We start from the raw sequence: 18,557 nt of genomic DNA, 5'->3' as shown, positions 1-18,557 counted from the left end.
CGAGTGGCGCGAGACGTCACCGGGCGTCCGCTGCGAGCGGCGCGTGCCTTACGGCTTGGACGCGTCCGGGGCGACGGGTGAGGGCGTCTGCGACGTGCCGGAAGCGGCCTTGCGCTGCGCCTCTTCATATGCGCGACGCTGTGCCATGCCGATCTCGAGCAAATCACTCACCAGCATCCGGGCCTCGGTTTCCTGCTTGGCCTGGGTGGTCTCGGGCGTGGCGGGTGGAGTCGGGGCGGCGGGAGCGGCGGCACCGCCGGGGACATTCGTGCCGGCGACGACACCCGCGGCCGGCATGGCAACCTCCTGCGCGGCGACGGCCGGCAGCGGGACGACCGCAGGCGGCGGCGCATTGAAACCCGTCGGCTGCGGCGCCACCGGCCTCGGGCCGTTGCCGGAGCTGGCGACCTTGCGCAACGGCAGCGTTTTCTGCACGCCGTTGATCTTCACGACCGCCTCTTCCCGCAGCGGGTCGAAGTTCAGCACTGTGATGCCTTCCTTCGTTTCGCCCTTGGCGATCCAGTGATTCTTCTTCGCGGTCTTGTCGTAGAAAATCAGATCCGTCTTCGTGCCCACCGTGCTGATACCGGCGAGCTCGATGGTTTCGCTGGCGGCCGCTGGCGCCCCGGCCGTGGCACGTTGCGCAAAGGGCGACTGCTTGGGGAGGCCCGTCGCCGGTTCGCCCGCCGACGCCACCGCCACCAGCAGGAGCGGAGCGAGAAAGGTGCGGGCGAGCGGCAGCATGGACGTGACGTGGATCCTAGACGATGAAGCGGGAGCGAGGCTACGTCAAATAAGGGTGAGAATCGCGGGAACGGCGCGCCGGGCGCCCGTTACGCCTTGCGCGCGGCGAGCATCAGGGCGCTGCCGTGGACGTTCGGGTGTTCCTCGGTCCGGAAGTCGGTGAAACCAAAACTCCGCAGCGCGCCGAGAATCTCCTCCTTCTCCATCCAGTAGCTGTACACGTCGCCACCGCCGCAGAAACCCTTCCAGTCGAGTGACGGGCCGTAGTTGAAACGATGGACCGTGTGCTTGAAGCCCGCTGTCTCCATCTGCAACGCCTCGGAAAACTTGGCGCCCGGGACCGGATTCTGCGCGACGAATTTCGGATCGTAGAAAACGGTCCAGAGAAAAATCGAATCGCAGCGGCGCGCGAGCAGTTCGAGCAGTTCCACGGGATTGGTGAGGTGATAAAGGATGCCGCATGCAATCCCGACATCGTAGTGCGGTCCGTCCGCATGGAGATACGCGAGGCAATCGCCGAGGCGGAACCGCGCGCGCGGCATGCCAAACGTCTCCTTCGCGATCAGGCACTTCAGGTAGGCGCGCGCATTGGCCTCAATGGCCGTGACTGATTTCGCACCGAGCCGATCCAGCAGGTAGGTGTGCCCGCCTTCGAGCGGCCCAAGTTCGAGCACGTCGCGATCGGTGACGCCGCCCGCCAGGCCCATTTCCATCAGGCGGTGATGCGCCCACGCGATCCGCGGATCGTCGAACAGCGGCGTGACGCCCGCCTTCAACTCCGGCCGGCTTGCCGGTGGCTGCGATGACCACTCGCCGGTGAAAAGATCCAGCGCGTTCTGGTCGGAAGGCTCGACGCCGAAGAAGTGCTTGAAGTCGGACATGTTCGCCAACCAAAAGGCCGGCAGGGACGTTGGCGATAACCGAAATGAGAGAGAAACGCGGCAGCCGGTCTTGGCCCGCGAAACACGCGAATGACGCGAATCAAAATTCAGGCGGATTCCCTCAGGCTCCTAGCGCGGTTTGACCGAAGCTAGGGCGGAGTTTGATATAGTCCTTTCGTGTCATTCGCGTGATTCGCGGGCGCGTGGCTTGAGTTGCTTGGTTGCTACGGCAGCTCGTAGATCTCCACCAAGCCGATGCCGGTTGTGCCCTGAAAGCCGCTGACTTTCGCGGTGTAGCTGCCGGGGAGCAGCGTGATGATCATCGCGGCGTCGCGCCGGACTTGCAGCGGAAACGCCCCGACTTTCGCGGCTGCGTCGCGCAACGACGGCTGCGCGCTGAGCGACGCATCCCAGTCGTCGTTTTCCCGCAGCAGCGTTTCGCCCTGGAACACCTGGAGAAAAGGATCGCTGAGCGCGCCGGCGATCGAGAACGGCGCGTTGGCCAGCGTGGGACCGACTCCACGGATCAAATACGTGCGCGGCCCGGGGCCGGTCACCACGAGGCCCGCGATCAAAACGTCATCTGCCGACCCGACGCGGCCGCGCGTCGCGATGTTGACCAGCCGGCGCGATCGCGCGGTGACGGCATCGGGATCGGCATCGTAGGCCTCGACGAGCGCGACGCCCGTGCTGGTCCCAACGCCCGACACGATGGCCGTGTAATTTCCGGGGGGTAGACTGGCGAGCAGCGCGGAGTCGCGGCTGCCGGCGTTGAATTGAAACGCGCCGAGCCGCGTCGATGCCGCGATGATCGCCTGCCGGTGGCCGTCGCTCTCCCAGTTGTCGTTTTCAGCGACGACCTGTGCGTTCCGATCGACGAGGGTGAGCTTGGGATCGTCCAGCGTGCCCGAAACGCCGAAGCCGCTCAGCCCGGGTCCGACCGCGCGGACGAGGATGTTCTTCGGCGTGGTGCCGCCGATGACCAGGCCGGCGATCAGGACGTTGTTGCCGGTGCCGACCAGGCCGCGCGTGGAAATGTTGGCGAGCGTCGTGTCTGCCGCCGTGGATACGGGGAGCACGTTCAGCGTTGCCGCATTGCTCGAAATCGTCCCACCCGGACCGGAAATCGCCACGGTGTAGGTGCCGGCGTCGGTGGGTTGGACGGATCCGATCGTGTAGCTCGCGCCCGCGGCGAGCCGGAAGGACTCCGCGCCGGCCGAGCCCGCCGGGCGGAACGTCCACGCGTACGTGAACGGGCCGGCGCCGTTGATCGTGACGCTGAACGTGTAGCTGTCGCCAACCTGCACGGTCCGGCTCTGCGGATGCGCCGCGACCGTCGGCGTGCTGCCGGCACCGTTGAGATCATAGAGCGCGCGGGCGCCGGCGATATCGTCGGTCCGTGCGGTCTCGATGTTGCTGATGGTGCTGTTCATCACGGCCTGGACGAACTGTGCGGGCGTCGCCTGATCCGGATGATCCAGGCCGAGCACATGGCCGAACTCGTGCAACGCGACGCGCCGGAATTCGGAAATGCCGCTGCGGAGCGCGCCACGATATGAACTCCACGTGCGGTTGGAATTGAAGATCACGTCCTTCTCGATCGAGCGACCCGTGACCGGATTGGTCGAGCTGAGCGTGACGGCCAGGGTGCGCGAGTCGAAGGCCTGGCCAAAGATGTCCGCGCGAAAAATCACATTGTTGATCCGGTTGCTGCGCGAAATCGTCGCCGTGGAATTGCGCACCACGGTGAACGTCGAGCGCGTGAGATACTGGTTCCACTCCGCCAGCGCTGACTCCGCGACGGACGCCCAGTCCGGCGAGCCGTCGAGCAACGGTGTCGCGGTTTCGCCGAGCTGCAGGTGCATCACGATGTTCCCGTCCGCCCACGAGGAGCCGATCAAGTCGAACGCCCTCAGCGGGCCGCCGACTAACACCGCGCCGGCCAGCGCCCATCCCGCGACGCACCGAGCAAAGCGACGCAGCATGACGGGGAGAGACTTATTGGGTGCGGGCGGGCGACGCGGCCCGGCCCACCTCAGCTGCGATGCTGGTCTCGAATGTACCGACGCCGAGCGCGAGCGCGCTGGCCGACGCCGCACTCGCGGCCCGCACCGGTCCCGGCATGTCTGACAACGGCAACTCGACCTCGGCGGTGGTCGTAAGCGGCAGGCCGTTGTCGCGTACGACGTGTTCCCGGCCGGACGCCGGGTCGCGCGCGACGCGATAGCGACCATGCCGCATCGCGACGAGCGGGCAGAACTGCACGCCATTTTTCTGCACGAACACGATCTCGCGATCGCCCGCGGCGAACTTCGGCATGCCCGAGACCTCGAGCCGCTCGTCGCCGATCGTGCCGCCGAGAAATTCCAGGACGACCTCGGTGGCCGCCGCACCCTTCAGCACGCGTTCGATTGCAAAGGACACGAAGGTCTTGATCACGCTGCCGTTGCCGTTGGGCAATTCGACGCGCCGCACCTGCAGTTGCGTCACTCGGCCCCGATAGATGGCGTCGGCTTCCGCCACCAGTTCCGCAAACGTCGGCGGCACGACGCTCGTTGCCCGGGCGGACGCCGCCACCAAACCGAGCAGCAGGAAAACGAGGAAGCGGGATCGCATGCGGTGAAGAAAGGCAGGACAGGGCGTGCCGTCGCCGTCTGCGGTTCGACGCACAAACGTGCGCCGTGTTTCATCTATTTTTGCCGCTGCCGCCAGGACTCGACGATCTGCCGGATGGTTTCCTCGAGCGACTGCGTGATATCCCACGAAGGATAGTGTGCGCGCATCTTGCGGAGGTCGCTGTAGTAGCAGATGTGATCGCCGGCCCGCGCCTGATCGAGGTACGTGTAACTCTGGGCGCGGCCGGAGAACGTCTCCGCGATTTTGAACGCCTCGAGAATGGAACAGGAGTTGGCCTTGCCGCCGCCGAGATTGTAAACTTCACCCGCCCGCGGCGCGGCCACGAACGCGGCCATGAAACGCGCCACGTCCAGCGAGTGGATGTTGTCGCGAACCTGTTTGCCCTTGTACCCGAAAATCTTGTACTCGCGGCCCTCGAGATTGCATTTCACGAGGTAGCTGAGGAAGCCGTGCAGTTCCACGCCAGTGTGGTTCGGGCCCGTCAGGCAGCCGCCGCGCAGCGCACAGGTCGGCAGGTTGAAGTAGCGGCCGTACTCCTGCACCATGACGTCCGCCGCCACCTTGGACGCGCCGAACAGCGAGTGTTTCGATTGATCGATGGTGAAGGTTTCCGCGATGCCTTCCGCGTACGTCGGATCGGCGTAGTCCCAGCGCGTCTCCAGCTCGCGCAACGCGATCCGGTTCGGGGCGTCGCCATACACCTTGTTCGTGCTCATGTGCACGAAGGGCGACTCCGGGCACGCCTGGCGCGTCGCCTCGAGGAGATTGAGCGTGCCGACGGCATTCGTGTCGAAATCGTCGAACGGGATCGCCGCTGCGCGGTCGTGACTCGGCTGCGCCGCAGTGTGCACGATGACCGAGGGTTTCACCGTCCGCACGAGGGCGAGCACGCCCGCGCGGTCGCGGATGTCGAGCTCGTGGTGCAAGAAGCCCTTTAGGTCGGCGCTGAGCCGCTGCTGGTTCCAACGCGTGTCACCCTGCGGGCCGAAAAAGACGGCGCGCTGGTTGTTGTCGACGCCGTGCACGGTGTAACCGAGTTCGCGCGCGAAGTAGGTGCAAACCTCGGAGCCGATCAGGCCCGATGAACCGGTGACGAGAAGCGTTTTGGTCATGGAAGAGAGAGGGTGCGATTCGGCGGGAGCGAGGCGGATGCCTCCGAGGCCGACGTCTGCGTGCGCCCGCGTGAGACAACCCAAGCGGCGCCGCCGAGGGCAAGCGCATTGATCGCCAGGCCCAGTCCGTCGAGCTGATCGTGTTCGACTGCCCACGGCGCCGGATTGAGCAGGGCCGTCAGCCACAGCATCAGCCAGGTCTCGGGCAATTGCAGCCACGGCCAGGCGCGATGCTCCAGGATCGCCTGCAACCGGCCGCCGTGGCGCGCGGCCGTGACGATCAGCACCGCGATGATCGTGACGAACAGCGGATGTCCGCACTCGCGCATCATCCCGAGTGGATCCATGCCCCAGTACGCGGTCAGGACGAGCGCGGGTGCCGCCACGTACAACGCCTTGAACGCCAGCAGCGGCCGGCTGGCTCGCCCCAACGACACCAGGCTGAGCGTCCAGACGCCGAGTCCGAGGCCGAACGGCAGCGAGTTCCACCATACCTGGGAAAACTTCACGAGGCGGCCCGATGCCTCGTACGCGGAACCGAGCCGGTGATGGTTGAAGCTCGCGTCCGACAGGTAAACATGAAGCGGAATGAACGTATTCGAAAAGTTCATCCAACGCGTGCGCCACCACGACTCCCACGTCGGCAGTTGCCAGTCCGCGCGCGCCCAATACGTGAAAAAGCCGCTCTGACCCGCGAGCACCGCGCCCGGCAAATGCGGCGTCAGCGCGCCCAGCGCCATCCACGGCAGCACGCACGCGCCCACGCCGGCACCGTAGCGCGCGCCCGTCAGTATAATCGGACCGAGCCGCCGTTCGCCGCGACCAGCCGCCCACAGCGCGACCCACGGCACCCACAGCAACACGAGCGGGTGAAACAGAAACCCGACGCCCACCGCCAAGCCGGCGGTCAAGGGCCGGCGCGCGTGCGCGAGCGCGAAGCTTGCGACCAGCCACGCGGTTGCGGCCCACTTCGGCCACGTGAACATCAGCTCGTGCACGCCGAACGGCGTCAGCGCCAGCAGCCCCCCGGCGATCGCGGCCCAGCGTTCGCCGACAATCGGCACGAGCATGAAAAACAGCGCGAGGATCACGCTGCTGGAGAGTGCAATCATCGTGACGCGATACGCCGCGAAGCCCGTCCGATCGAACGGACTCCAGCGTTCTTCCGGCAGCGTCGTGGGCGGCCGGCCGTGCGTGGCCATGACGATCGGCGCGGTGACGAGACCCGCCAGCGGGCCGCGACTGAAGAACGTCCACGGGTGGAAAAACTTCTCCGTGGCCGGCGCGTGCGGCGCCCAGTGGTGCGCGATCGCCTGCACGACATAGAAGCTGAAGCGGCTGTCGATCCGATCGGCCATCTCCATGTTGCGTGAAATCGTGCCGCGGAAAAGTTCACCCTGCGGCCCCACCGAGTACGCGGACTTCGCCACCACCGCCAGCACGACCAGCGCCGCCACGGCCAACAGCCGGAATTCGGTGCGCGTCACCGCGTTCGCGATCGCCTGGCTCCCGCCGCGCCAGCCGATCGCGCACCACGCCATCGTCACCAGCACGAGGCCGAGTTTGCCGGGCGCGATGACGCCGCCGAGCAGCCAAATCACGCCGCCCAGCACGACGAGCAGCAGCGGTCCCAAACCCAACCACCCCACGAGCCGCAGTTCCACTGGCGCCCGGCGCGGCGTCCAGCGCAGTCCCGGGCCCCACAGCAGCACGAGCGCCAGGGCCGTCGTCGTGATCAGTTGCGCCCACTGGTAGCCGGCCGTGACAGTGCCGGTCCAGGCGCGGAACGGATGCGAAAACGCGACCCAGCCCGCGTTCGCACTGGAGCGATCCTCACCGACGATCCGCACCGCGACGGCGTTGGCCGGACGTTTGATCTCCCAGACATTCCATTGTTCGCGCGGGTTCGTGAGGCCGCACCGGATACGCGTGACGCCGCCGGCGGCGTCGCGAAACTCCGCCCACACGTCGCAGCCCGGATATTGCGGATAGCCCTTGATGCCGACGTGAATCAACCGGCGCGAAGCCTTGAACCACGCGCTCTCCGCCCGGCCCTGCCATTCATCGGTGCCGACCCAGGAGGTGGCGTTTTCCATGCCGGGAGGCAGCAAGCCGATCCCTTCCTCCGGATTCCGGTTGCCGATCTCGAAGCCTCCGTTGATCCACGGCAGGCCGGTCGCACCGTCGAGACGGGGCAGTTCACGCGGCGCGGGCATCAGGCCGAGCAGGGGTTCGCGCAGCCAGCCCAGCACGAGCGCGAAACCCGCGAGCCACCACACCGCGCGAAGCATGGGAACGGGTTTCACCGCTTGTCCTGCCGGCCCGGATACTCAATCCACCAGCCCTCGGGCAGGGTCTTGATGTTGGCCGGCACGCCGCGCCGGATGGGGCCGCAGTGTTCGGCCCAGTGATAGTTCGGCGGCGCTGGCAGCGTGAACCGCGGCACATGCATCGCCAGCGCAAGGACGGCGAGGACGCGCGCGGTCCAGCGGATGGCCTTCGGGCGCGCGTCGAACTCCCAGACCAGCAGCCACGCGAGCAGCACCCGCGGAATGAAGAAATAGCGGTCGCCGTTCACGAGATCGTCGCGCTCCCACGTGTCCGCGCGGACCCGATACACGCCGGCGAGCAGCACCAGCCCGAACATCGCGACGATCATGGCCCGCGTCGGGCGGCGCGCATCGGGCCGCAGCGCCCAGCCCAACAGTGGCAGGATTGCGACGAACACGAACGCGGCATGTATCCATTTCGGCCAGGCGAACACCGCGGCCGGGCCGAAGAACGGCCACGTCACAAGCCGGCTGCCGATCAGCGAGAAGAACATCAGCGGACGAAACGGTTCGCTCGTGCTCGCGAGGTGAATACCGCCCCCGCCGCGCAGCAGCAGCCACAACGCCACGCCGGCGCAGAGCGTCACCACGCCCAGCGCCAACAGGCTGTCGGCCGTGCGATCGCGCCAGGCCCGCCATGCGAACAAGGGCAGGAACAGCAGCGCGAACGGCCCGTTCAGCCCGACGACCAGCAGGATCGCGACGTCCCCCAGCTGCTGGAGCCACGTCGATCCGCGAGCCGAAGCCCCCGGGACGCCTTCACTCCCGGTGAACAATTGCACGATCAGCAGAAACGCCGTCATCCACTGCAGATTCGTGACATTGATCAGCACCTCGCCGGTGCCGACGACGGCGACGAACGCGATCATCAGCCACGGCTTGGCCGGCAGGTGCACCCGCGGCGACGCGATGCGCGCGAAGACCGCGACGTTGAGCAGAAACGCGAGGCCGTTGTAGATCGCCGGCCACCACGCCGGATCCGCGGTGCGGCTCGCGATCCACGCAATCAGCCGCGGGAGGAGATGCAGGTAGCCGTTGTACGGTTCCCACCACGCGCGGACGCCCAGCTGTTCATCCTGCGTGAGAAAGATGCTCCCGTCCTCGGCCCACAGCTGCGGCGTGTGCAGCGCCCATGGCTTGCGGAGCGCAAGCAGCGCGGCGCAGATCACCACGAGCCAGCCGAGTCGAATCCACGGAGCGGCGCGGGCGGTCATGGGGATTTTGCGGGCCGGCCGCGGTACTCGAGCGTCCAGCCCTCGGGCAGGATGGCCAGATCAGCGCGGACGCCCTGACGGATCGGTTCGACCTGCTGGGCCCACTGCAGGTCCTTCGGCGCTGGCACGGTGTAGCCGCGCAGGTGCACGCAGACGACGGCGAGGCAGCAGAGCCGCGCCGCGTTCGCGACGGCCCGCGGCCCGGATTCAAATTCCCAGATCAGCAGCCAGCCGAGGAGCACGCGCGGAATGTAGAAGTAGCGGTCGCCGAAATCCAGGTTGTCGCCCGCCCACGTGTCAGGCCGCGTGCGATACAGCGCTGCGAGCGTGATCAGCCCGAGTGCCAGCGCCACCTGGCCGCGCAACAACCGCCACGGATGCGGCCGCAGGCACCACGCGACGACCCCGCCGAGCAGTCCGCAACCGAGCGTGGCGATGAGCCACGCCGGCAGCGCCAGCGCCAGATCGCGACCGAGCAGCGGCCACAGCACGACGCGACGAGCGAGGATGACGAGATTGGGAAAGAGCTGCAGCGGGGCTGACTGGAACTCGAAACGCGGCCCGGTGCGAACCACGAACCATGCCTGCACCGCGGCGCAGGCCACGGCGATCGCGAGCAAGAGGAACGCGTCGCGGCTGCGTTCGCGCCAGGCGCGCCAGGCGAACAGCGGCAGGAACGCCACGCCGAACGGGCCCGTCAGCGCGACCACGCCCAAGATGAGCGCATCGCCGATCCGCTCGCGGGCGTTGCTGGGCGGCGTGACGAGGACCTGCTGGATGAGCAGGAAGGCCGTGATCCATTGCAGGTTCGTGATGTTGAAGAAAATTTCGCCGGTGTGCGGCACGACGACAAACGCGAGCGCGAGCCACGGTTTGCCCGGCAGGTCGAAGCGGCGGGTGAAAAGCCGGGCCAGCACCGCCAGCCAGATCACGAAGGAAACGGCGTTGTAGAACGCCGGCCACCACGCGGGATCGAGGAGCTTCGGCGCGAGGCCGGCGACCAGGCGCGGCAGCAGATGGAGGTAACCCATGTAGGGCTTCAGCAGCGCGCCGGCACCGAACAAATCCGCCTCGGTCAGGAAAATGTTTCCGTCCTCCGCCCACAATTGCGGCGTGTGCAGCGCGTGCGGCTTGCGCAGAAAGAGCAGCACGGCGAGGACTGCGAGCACCCACACGGTGAGCGACGGCGTGCGCCACCAGACGCGGAAGCGTTCCCAGCCCTGCTTCCAGCCAGCATCGGCCTCCAGCGCGTCCATCGCATCAGCGGTGCCAGCGGAAGTTTCAAGCGCGTGCGTGCGCGCTCGCACGATGAACCACGCCAGCGCAGCCCCCATCATGACGACCAGAAAGAGGCCGGTCGCCGGGCCGCGTATCACCGGATTGGCGACGGCCCACGTGGTGCCAAGGGTCACCGCCTGCAGGCCCACAATGATTCCAAGCCAGCGGGAGTGACAGCGCTCGAGGATCACCGTGAACAGGACGAAAAGTCCGATGGTCAACGCGTAGCTCCCATGGTGCACCACCGCCTGATACTGTCCGAACATCAGCAGGGACCACACCACGATGGTGCCGCCGAGCCAGCCCGCGAGGAGGCCGAGATCGCGGGACGCGGCCACCAGCCGCCGCCGCGTGATTACCAGCGCGATCAGGGCGAGCACAGGCCACCAGGTGAGGGCGCGGCCGGTGTAGAAGAACTCCTCGTTGCGCCGGTCCGCGGCCGTTTCGGCGGAGAACCGACCGAGGGAACGCCAGTCGCCGTACACCTGATCGTGAAAGTTGGAGACCTTGTTGGTCAGCGCCTCGCGCCAGCCGATCGTGGCGTAGCTTTCGCGGATCGTCTGCCACGTCCCGCGCGTGTCCCTCACCGTCTGCCCGGCCAGATGCCACTTCAGCAGGCGGTCGCCGGGCGGGTCATAGAGTTTCTGGTACGCGAACCACGGCAGCACGATGATCGCGAAGACCGCGACGCCCGGCCACCACGCGCGCCATTGACCGCCGCGAAACGCCCGCCACGCCACCCAGGGTGCGAGCGCGAGAAAGGAAAATGCGACGCCGCCGTGCGCGAGCCAGGCCAACGCCGCGAACGCTCCCGCCCACAGTCCGAGCGTGCGTGCCGACGCACCGCGCGCGGGGAGCAGCAGCAGGGCGAACGTCCCGCAGGCGAACGCCCCCGCCGCCAGCTTGGGCCAGGTGTAAACGGTGTTCTGGACGAAAAAGCCGGCGAGCGCCAGGGCCGCCACCCAGCCGGCGGCGCGGGCGCGCGGCAGGCGAAAGGTGCGCAGCAGGCCGTACGCGGCGGCCACCCAGAGCAGCTGAAACCAGACGGCGGATACGGCGCTGGCGAGCCGGCGGTCGAGCCGCAGCACTTTGTTCGCCGACCAGGTGAGCAGCTGCCAGCCGCTCTGCAATGGCGGCCGGTCGCTCGACTGCCATTCGTCCGCCGGATTGCGAATCAGCTCCGAAGCGAAGAGCCGCTCGGCCAGCACCTGCGGCAGCACATTGTCACCGGGCAGACCTTCGCGATAACGGTTGGCCGCGAGCGTGTAGAAATCGTGCGACGACGGGAAGAGGTGCAGCAGTGCGAGGTGAAACGCCCCGACGGTGAGCATGAGTTTCACTGCGGTGCCGATTTCGCCACCGATCTCATCCGGGCCTGACGCGGCCGCGGCGGGCCGGCGCAGTGCGACCACGGTCGCGCCGGCGAGGATCATCCACGACAGCACGACGCCGGCGAGCGCGTTGAGAAAGTACGCCCAGAACACCGCGTAGCCGCAGCCGGCGACGACGGCGCCGGCGGCGAGCGGGATCCAGTGCGGCGCCAGCCCGTGGCCGCCGGCGTAGCGGCGGTTCAGCCCGCGCGCGGCGGCAGCGTAGATCAGCCCGAGCAACAGGCCCTGCGTCGCCCAGGCCGCGAGCGTTTCCAGCAGGGCGTTGATGCCGTCGCCGCGACCGCCGTGGATCGGTTCGGTGAGCGCGAACCAGCCGCCGATCCCCGTGGCCTGATCGATGCCGACGAGCTGGATGGATTTTCCTGCCCACGTGTTCGGCAGATGGAAATCGACGGTGTGCCAGCGTTCCCCGACGGCGTGATGCGGAATCGGGAGGACTTCAGCGGTGCCGACGAGTTCGACACGCAGGATGTTGGCGGGATCGCTGGGATAGCCGCCGATGCCGAAGCGCAAAATCCTCGGTGCAGGAAACGGACCGATGCGGATCGTGCCGGTGTTGGCGTCGGCTCCGCTCCACGAACCCCACGCGCGCACGCCCGCGGCGCCGGTGAATCGCTCGCCTGGATACTGGCCGTCCGGCGTGAACGATCCCTCGGTTGCCACCGCGACGGCCGGCAGCGCCGGGGTGATCCGGCGCGTCGTCAGACTCGCGATCTGCAGCAGTGCACAGACCGCGATCGCAACGAACAGATGGCGTGGGCGGAGGAGCACGGCGGGTTACGGAGGATTCACCACGAAACACACGAAATACACGAAAACCGGGCGTTAAAGCCGCAGTGCGGGAAGCTCATATTCCCGCATCAACGTGGACCCGCCAGGTCACCGCGGTCATTTTCTCTTTCGTGTCTTTCGTGTCTTTCGTGTGTTTCGTGGTGAATCCGATGGCTGGGCACACCTACAGCCGTTGGAAACGGAATTTCGCGAGCGCCCACAGCCACGTGATCGGGTCGCGGAACATCGAGACCTTCTTGCCCTCCTTGAACGATCGCGACTTGTAGCTGATCGGGATCTCGATCGGCCGGTAGCCTTTGCGGACGAGTTTGATCAACAGCTCCCAGTCGAAGTCGAACCGGTTGGATTCGAAGCGCAGGCCCTCGAGGCAGTCGCGCCGGAACACCTTGTACATCGTGAACGGATCGTGGAGCCAGATGCCGAGCGAGACGTTGATCAGGAGCGTGAAGCCCCAGTGGCCGAGATTCAGGATCAGGGCCTGCAGCGGTTGATCGGAAAACGTACGGATCGCCCAGCCGCCCTGGCCGTGCCGCGATCCCAGCACGAACGCCTGCCGGCCCGACGCGATCGGCGCGAGCAGGATGTCGTAGTCCCCAAGATCGTATTCCAGATCCGCATCCTGGATCAGCATCACTTCTCCAGTGGCGTGCAGGAATCCGGCGCGGACGGCGTGTCCCTTGCCGCGCGGCTTGTCTTCGAGCACGAGCTTCACCCGCGGATGATTCTGGTAGCCGAGCACGATGTCGCGGGTGCCGTCGGTCGAGTTGCTCTCGACCATGATGATCTCGAGCGTCCAGCCGGGAATCGTCTTGGCGAGGATGGCGTCGAGCGACTCGCGCACGGTGGCGCGTTCGTTGAAGATCGGCACCACGACCGAAAGGACGCGCGGGGCGGGCGGGGTGGGACTCGCGTTCATGAGCGGGAAGGGGCGCGACGCGCGACGGCGACGAGGCCGCTGGCGACGATGGGAAACAGGTGCCGGCTCCACGCGGCGGGCGTGATGGCCTGCAGCAACCGCAGCAGCTGCGTGATTCCGGCCACGGGATATTTTTTGAAATGCGCCGCGACGTAGTCGAGGCTGAGTTTCTTCACGCCCTTGCGGAGCGTCACCTGCTCAAAACCCGCCTGCGTGAGCTGACGGCGGATGGTGTCGGGCGCGTAGTAGAGCAGATGCTCCTCCTTGAACTCCATCCAGCGCGAGCGCAGGAAACGATGGGACCACGACGCGAGGCTGGGCGTGACGACAAGGATCACGCCGCCCGGACGCAGGAGCCGCTGGATCTCGCCCAGAAACGCGCCGGGATTGCGCACGTGCTCGATCACGTCGCAGAGCACGCAGACATCGTAGGCCGCAGATTCCGCCGCGAGCACCGAGATTTCACCGTGCAGCACGCGGCCGCGGCCTTCGAGCACGGCGCGGGCGCGGGCGCAGGCGAACTCCGAATACTCGACGCCCGTGACGTCGAACCCACGCTGCGCCGCCTGGCGCAGGAAATTGCCGCTACCGCACCCGATCTCGAGCAGTTTGCCCTTGGGACCGACGCCCGCTTCCGCGAGCAGATCGAGGTAGTGATCGGCGGTGGCGCGCTTGGATTGCAGTACCATCGCTTCGCCGACCGGGTCGTTTTCGACCAGCACGTAGCTTGGACCGTAGATGGCGGCGAGTTCGGCGTCGCTCGGCTGCGGGTTCGCGAACTGCAGCTGGCATTGCGTGCATCGCACCACGGGATGCGGTCCGACGAGCATGACCGGGCGAAATTCACGACCGCCGCACACCGGGCAGGTGGCGAGCGAGTGGCGGGCGGAGGAAGGGGCCGGCGGCATGAAAAAGGGCGCTAGCAAAGGGTCTGCCCGCGGGTTTGTCGCTCAAGAAGTTTTCACCGCGCACGGCATGGCCGAAACGCCGTAAAGGGCGTCGACCGCGCGGACGACCGGAGGCAACGCGAGCGCGCCGCGGGCAATCGCGCGCAGGACCTTCCGGTGGCGCAGACTCTTGACGACCTTGAACTTCACCGCGCCGTGATAGCGCACGGTTTTCGGCTCGAGTCCGTGGCGGCGGTAAAGCCGGGCGAGGCAGCGCGGATTGAAGAGGCTGACGTGGATCTCGGGCGCGCAATACCGGTAGTGAATGCCGTGCCGGCGCGCGATGGCGCAATCGAGATTGCCGGTTGTGAGCAACAGCAGCCCGCCTGGTTTCAACAACCGCGCCACCGTCGCGATGGCCGCGCTGGGATCCGGCAGGTGCTCGATCACTTCGATCAAGCTGATGATATCGTAGGATGCGTCCGGCTCGGCGCGCAGGGCATCAAGATCCAGGATACGGAAGCCGTCGACGCGCTGGAGCAGATCGGCGTACGAGCCCACGTCGTGTCCCGTCAGATCGAGCGGACGTCCCGCCATGCTGCCGCGCTCGCGCAGGAATTTCAGAAACCCGCCCGCGCCGCAGCCGAAGTCGAGCCAGCGGAGGGGAGCCGCGCGGTGCGCGGCGGGAGAAGGGAGCAGGGAGGAGGGAGAAGGACTCGGAAGGGCAGGAGACAGGGGACGGGGGGCAGGAGACGGGGAAGCCCGATCGGTGGCTTGTCCTTCCCCCTGCTCCTTTCTCCTTTCTCCCGCACGGACGTGCTCCGCCGCCAAGCCCGCGAGATCGGCGAACTCCAGTCCGCGATCGCTGCGGCGCCAGTCGCGGTACTCGGTCTCGTAGTCGACGAACGGATCCGGGCCCTGGCCTCGGTAGTACGCGTCGTTGTAGATTTCGAAACCGGAGAACGGCTCGACGAAGAGCAGTTCGCAGGCGTTGCAGGCGTAGAACGAAAATTCCTTCCGGATGAAATCGCCCGGCTTGCGACCGCGCAGCGTGATGTCGGTCGATCCGCAGCAGCGGCACACAGGAGCGCTCATGCGACGCGCGCACGACGCAGCGCGAAAGCGAGAGAGGCGGCGAGGAGGGCGGCGCCCGTGCCGCACAGCAGGAGATTGCGCCAGAAGTTGCGCGGCCAATAGCGAAACGTGATGCGATGGTCGCCGGCGTTGGCGATGAGCACGCCCTTGAACGCGTGGTTGACGCGAATCACCGGCGCGCGCTGGCCGTCGACCTCGACGCGAAAGTCGCCGGGCCACAGCGTTTCCGTCAGCACCACGATGCCGGGCTCCGTTGCCTTCACCGTGAACGACGTCGTGTTGCCCGTGAGTTTGTAGCCGGTGGCCGGCACCACCGTGCGGCCGGCAAGATCCGTGCCGAGGGTCGCGAGCTGCGACTGGCGGGTGAGATCGGGCCGCTGCACCGCGGCGAACGGACGGCCGTCGCCCCGCTTGATTTTCTCGATGAACTCCGCGGTCTGTTCGTACGACGTGAGCCGGTTGGTGAAGAACGCGCGCGGCCACGCGGTGGGACTCTCGTAGACGTCGAGGTCGGCCGTCTTCACCAGCTTCAGGGCCTGACCGAGCAGACCCTGATCGCTCTGCAGATCGAAATACAGACGCACGTTCAGCGCATCGAGCACGGGCCGCGCGACGCCGGCATTCGCGGGCTCGAGGTAGAGCCGCCAGTCCCACAGGCGTTCCACGCCCGGCAGCTGGCCCGCGAGATCGCGCAGCCAGGGATTCACCAGCGCCTCAGGTCCATGCAGCGACTCGAGGCCGTACGCGACACTCCAGCCCGGGAAAAAATTCCCGCGAAAACCGAAGCCACGCGTCGGTTCCTGCGCGTGCAGCTTGCGCGCGAGCTGCATCGCCTCGGAGCGGGCGTGGAAGTTCGTCCGCACCGGCGGCCGGCCCGTGTAGTTTTCAAAACCCATCGTGCTCGCATGCAGCCCGTGGCGCCACACCAGCAGCGTCGCTGCAAGGGCGATGACGAAGCCCAGCGCGGGTGTGAGCGTGCGACGGGTTAACGCGTGCCGCGCGGCGAGCGCGAGGGCGACCGACGCCATGAGCAGCGTGACGAGATCGGCCCAGACAAAGCTGCTCACCGCGATCGCCTGGCCGGGTTGCAGCAGTGAAACCGTCGGCCCGAGAATCGGCCGGTGCACGGCCTGCCGGTAGCCGATGAAGGAAAACACGAGGGCGAAGAGTATCAGGCCCGCGCCGACCAGATCGCCGCGGCCCTCGCGGGTGCCGAGCCGCGTGGCCGCCTGCGCGAAGCCCGCGCCGGCCAGCACGCTCACCAGGATGATCAGCGCGCAGCTGAAGGTGTTGTCCAGATGCGCGATGTTGCTGAGAAACGGCACCTTCACGATCCACTGCGCGGGCACGAGGCCGAACGCGAGCGCGAGCGGCACGAATGCGCTGACGGCGATGGCCATCGCGGCGCGGTTGCCGAAGCTGTGACGGAGCGTCGCGAGAAAATAGAGGAAGCCGAGCAGGACGAGGAAGTTGACCGAGGGATTGAACACGCGCTCCTCGCTCATCAGCGGCCGGTAGAAAATCTCGTCGAAGAAACCGAGCATCATGCCGGGCTGAATCTGGTAGGCGCTGGCCGCGTTGTACGCGGTGTAGGCGCTCGCGAGCGTGTGCAGGAAGGTCGCCCAGATCGGCGCGGTGAGCAGCACGAACAGCACGCCGGCCCAGGCGAGGATCGCGAACTTCCCGGCCCGCTCGCGCCACGGCGCGCCCGCACTCAGCAGCACGCACGCGCCGGAAAAATTCATGCAGAGCAGCAGCATGTACGCCTCCTTGGCGGTGCCGCTGTTCATCAACGCAAGATTCGCGACGATCAAACCGGCGGCCCAGCGCGCACTGCCGCGCCAGTCGGCCGCCTGGCTCACCCGCACCCAGCAATACAACGCCCACGGCGCGTAACAGAGACTGAAATACGCCGGGTGATTGATCCGGTAGAGAAAGAAGCCGATGAACGGTGCGGCGAGCGCGACGATCAGCGCCGCCGGCAACGCAACCGGGAACAACCCCGGGAGCGCCGGCGTCCCGCCGGCATCCGCATCAAGCCGGCGGGACGCCGGCGCTCCCGCCACCGCCAGCACGATCAGTCCAAGGCCGGACGCGAACAGCCATTTCGCGATGAGGTATTTCACGTCCCAGGCCCACGCGGCGCCGTTGGCGGCGATGACGAGCAGGTGAATCGGATCGCCGAACATCGACTGCCCCTGGCCCAGCATCGGCGTGCCGCCGGAATTGAAGCGATTCCACAACGGCAGTTCACCCTGCGTGAGTGCGAAGTGCTGCATCATCGAAAACGGAACGTGCTGCCACATCACCGCCCCGATGTCGGAGAGCTTCACGTCGGCGACCTCGGCCGACTTGTAGCCGGGGAGCGTCGGAAACCCGTCGTACAACAGCGCCGTGCCGAGATTCGGCGAGACATGGCTCTTGCCGAGGAAAACGATCGGATAAGCGCTCGCGACGACGGCGAGGGCAGCGACGAGTGCGACGGCCCGCAGCGGCCGCGCAGCGAGAGCGCGCGCGAAACGACCGACGCCACGTCCCAGCCGCGGCACGCGATCAAGCAGGACCAGGCCGAGCGTCAACAGCCCGAACACCGGGAGAAACAACGGCGCGAAGCCGCGCAGATTGTCCTCCCACGAGGTGCGAATCACCAGCGGCGGCGAGAGATCGAGCGTGAGCTGCGGGTCGTTGCCTCCGGGCAGCGTGACCACGACCAGGGCACCGGCTTCCATCCGCGCGGACTGGATGTGCTGCACCGCCTTGAAGTCAGCAAGCGGGAGATCGCGCACGATGCGGCCGCGGGCTGACACGACGCGCAGGGCCTGAATCGCAACGCGTCCGCCGCGATCGAGCGGATCCAGTCGCAGTGCCTGATACGTGCCGGTGGGCACGCGCAGCCGATATGTGACCGGCGCGGGGCCGGCGGTGAGCGGCGTGTGAATCGAGAGTTCCTCGCGGATGCCGACGCCGTCGTTGAAATAAATCTGGAACGGCCCGGCGACATCGGTCGCGGCCACGATCTCGAGCACAAAGGACTCCGACTGAAGCTTGGTGGCCGGCAGAAACGGCACGACCACCACCGCGCTGAAGAGCGCGACGGCGAGGAGGGTCGTGAACCGGAGAAATTTCATGCGAAGCCGGGCAGTCTCGACGAAACCGGGCAGGGCGGACAAGGCATTATGCGAGTCGGGCGAAACTGAGATCGGTTTGTAGCTACGAGCGCCGGCGAGTGGACTTACGGCCACTCGCTGGCGCTCGTAGCCACGGATCAGTCCGATTCAGC

12 protein-coding genes are annotated in these 18,557 nt (G+C 67.0%); all 12 read right to left on the bottom strand.

Translation table 11 applies throughout. The annotated features are described in order from the left end of the window. Window positions 1-48: 48 nt before the first annotated feature. The 12 genes from ACLJEU_RS21815 to ACLJEU_RS21760 all read right to left on the bottom strand — a co-directional run bounded on the left by ACLJEU_RS21815 (window position 49) and on the right by ACLJEU_RS21760 (window position 18,405). Entirely contained in the window at window positions 49-744 is a 696-nt protein-coding gene (locus ACLJEU_RS21815) for a hypothetical protein (RefSeq protein ID WP_414663869.1), read from the bottom strand. Between the two features lie 89 nt (window positions 745-833). Then, window positions 834-1,625: a class I SAM-dependent methyltransferase gene (locus tag ACLJEU_RS21810; protein ID WP_414663868.1), complete on the bottom strand. Its 792-nt coding sequence runs from the start codon at window positions 1,623-1,625 to the stop codon at window positions 834-836. A gap of 224 nt (window positions 1,626-1,849) precedes the next feature. After that, a complete protein-coding gene (locus ACLJEU_RS21805) occupies window positions 1,850-3,610 on the bottom strand; it encodes a matrixin family metalloprotease (RefSeq protein ID WP_414663867.1) in 1,761 nt (586 codons plus the stop codon). Between the two features lie 13 nt (window positions 3,611-3,623). Next, a complete protein-coding gene (locus ACLJEU_RS21800) occupies window positions 3,624-4,241 on the bottom strand; it encodes a hypothetical protein (protein ID WP_414663866.1) in 618 nt (205 codons plus the stop codon). Window positions 4,242-4,315: 74 nt separating this feature from the next. Continuing rightward, on the bottom strand, window positions 4,316-5,374 hold the full coding sequence (locus tag ACLJEU_RS21795; protein WP_414663865.1) for an NAD-dependent epimerase/dehydratase family protein: 1,059 nt from the start codon (window positions 5,372-5,374) through the stop codon (window positions 4,316-4,318). After that, window positions 5,371-7,665 (bottom strand): hypothetical protein, encoded by a 2,295-nt coding sequence (locus tag ACLJEU_RS21790; RefSeq protein WP_414663864.1) that lies wholly within the window; start codon window positions 7,663-7,665, stop codon window positions 5,371-5,373. Before ACLJEU_RS21790 ends, ACLJEU_RS21795 begins: the two co-directional genes overlap by 4 nt. An 11-nt stretch (window positions 7,666-7,676) precedes the next feature. After that, window positions 7,677-8,918: a hypothetical protein gene (locus ACLJEU_RS21785; RefSeq protein WP_414663863.1), complete on the bottom strand. Its 1,242-nt coding sequence runs from the start codon at window positions 8,916-8,918 to the stop codon at window positions 7,677-7,679. Further along, the gene (locus tag ACLJEU_RS21780; RefSeq protein WP_414663862.1) at window positions 8,915-12,358 is read right to left on the bottom strand and encodes a hypothetical protein; all 3,444 of its coding nucleotides are present in this window, start codon (window positions 12,356-12,358) and stop codon (window positions 8,915-8,917) included. The genes ACLJEU_RS21785 and ACLJEU_RS21780 overlap by 4 nt, the downstream gene beginning before the upstream one ends. 184 nt (window positions 12,359-12,542) lie before the next feature. Next, window positions 12,543-13,295 (bottom strand): glycosyltransferase family 2 protein, encoded by a 753-nt coding sequence (locus ACLJEU_RS21775; protein WP_414663861.1) that lies wholly within the window; start codon window positions 13,293-13,295, stop codon window positions 12,543-12,545. Continuing rightward, the gene (locus ACLJEU_RS21770; RefSeq protein ID WP_414663860.1) at window positions 13,292-14,203 is read right to left on the bottom strand and encodes a class I SAM-dependent methyltransferase; all 912 of its coding nucleotides are present in this window, start codon (window positions 14,201-14,203) and stop codon (window positions 13,292-13,294) included. The genes ACLJEU_RS21775 and ACLJEU_RS21770 overlap by 4 nt, the downstream gene beginning before the upstream one ends. Before the next feature lie 42 nt (window positions 14,204-14,245). Continuing rightward, window positions 14,246-15,277 carry a class I SAM-dependent methyltransferase gene (locus ACLJEU_RS21765; RefSeq protein ID WP_414663859.1) on the bottom strand — a complete coding sequence of 344 codons (1,032 nt, stop codon included), beginning with the start codon at window positions 15,275-15,277 and terminating at the stop codon, window positions 14,246-14,248. Beyond that, on the bottom strand, window positions 15,274-18,405 hold the full coding sequence (locus ACLJEU_RS21760) for a hypothetical protein (protein ID WP_414663858.1): 3,132 nt from the start codon (window positions 18,403-18,405) through the stop codon (window positions 15,274-15,276). Before ACLJEU_RS21760 ends, ACLJEU_RS21765 begins: the two co-directional genes overlap by 4 nt. Between the last annotated feature and the right edge of the window lie 152 nt (window positions 18,406-18,557).

The sequence above is a fragment of the Terrisphaera buseokensis genome (genome assembly GCF_047521145.2).
GTDB lineage: Bacteria > Verrucomicrobiota > Verrucomicrobiia > Opitutales > Opitutaceae > ER46.
Note: the sequence above shows the minus strand (reverse complement) of the source record. Positions and strands in the feature narration are given on the sequence as shown.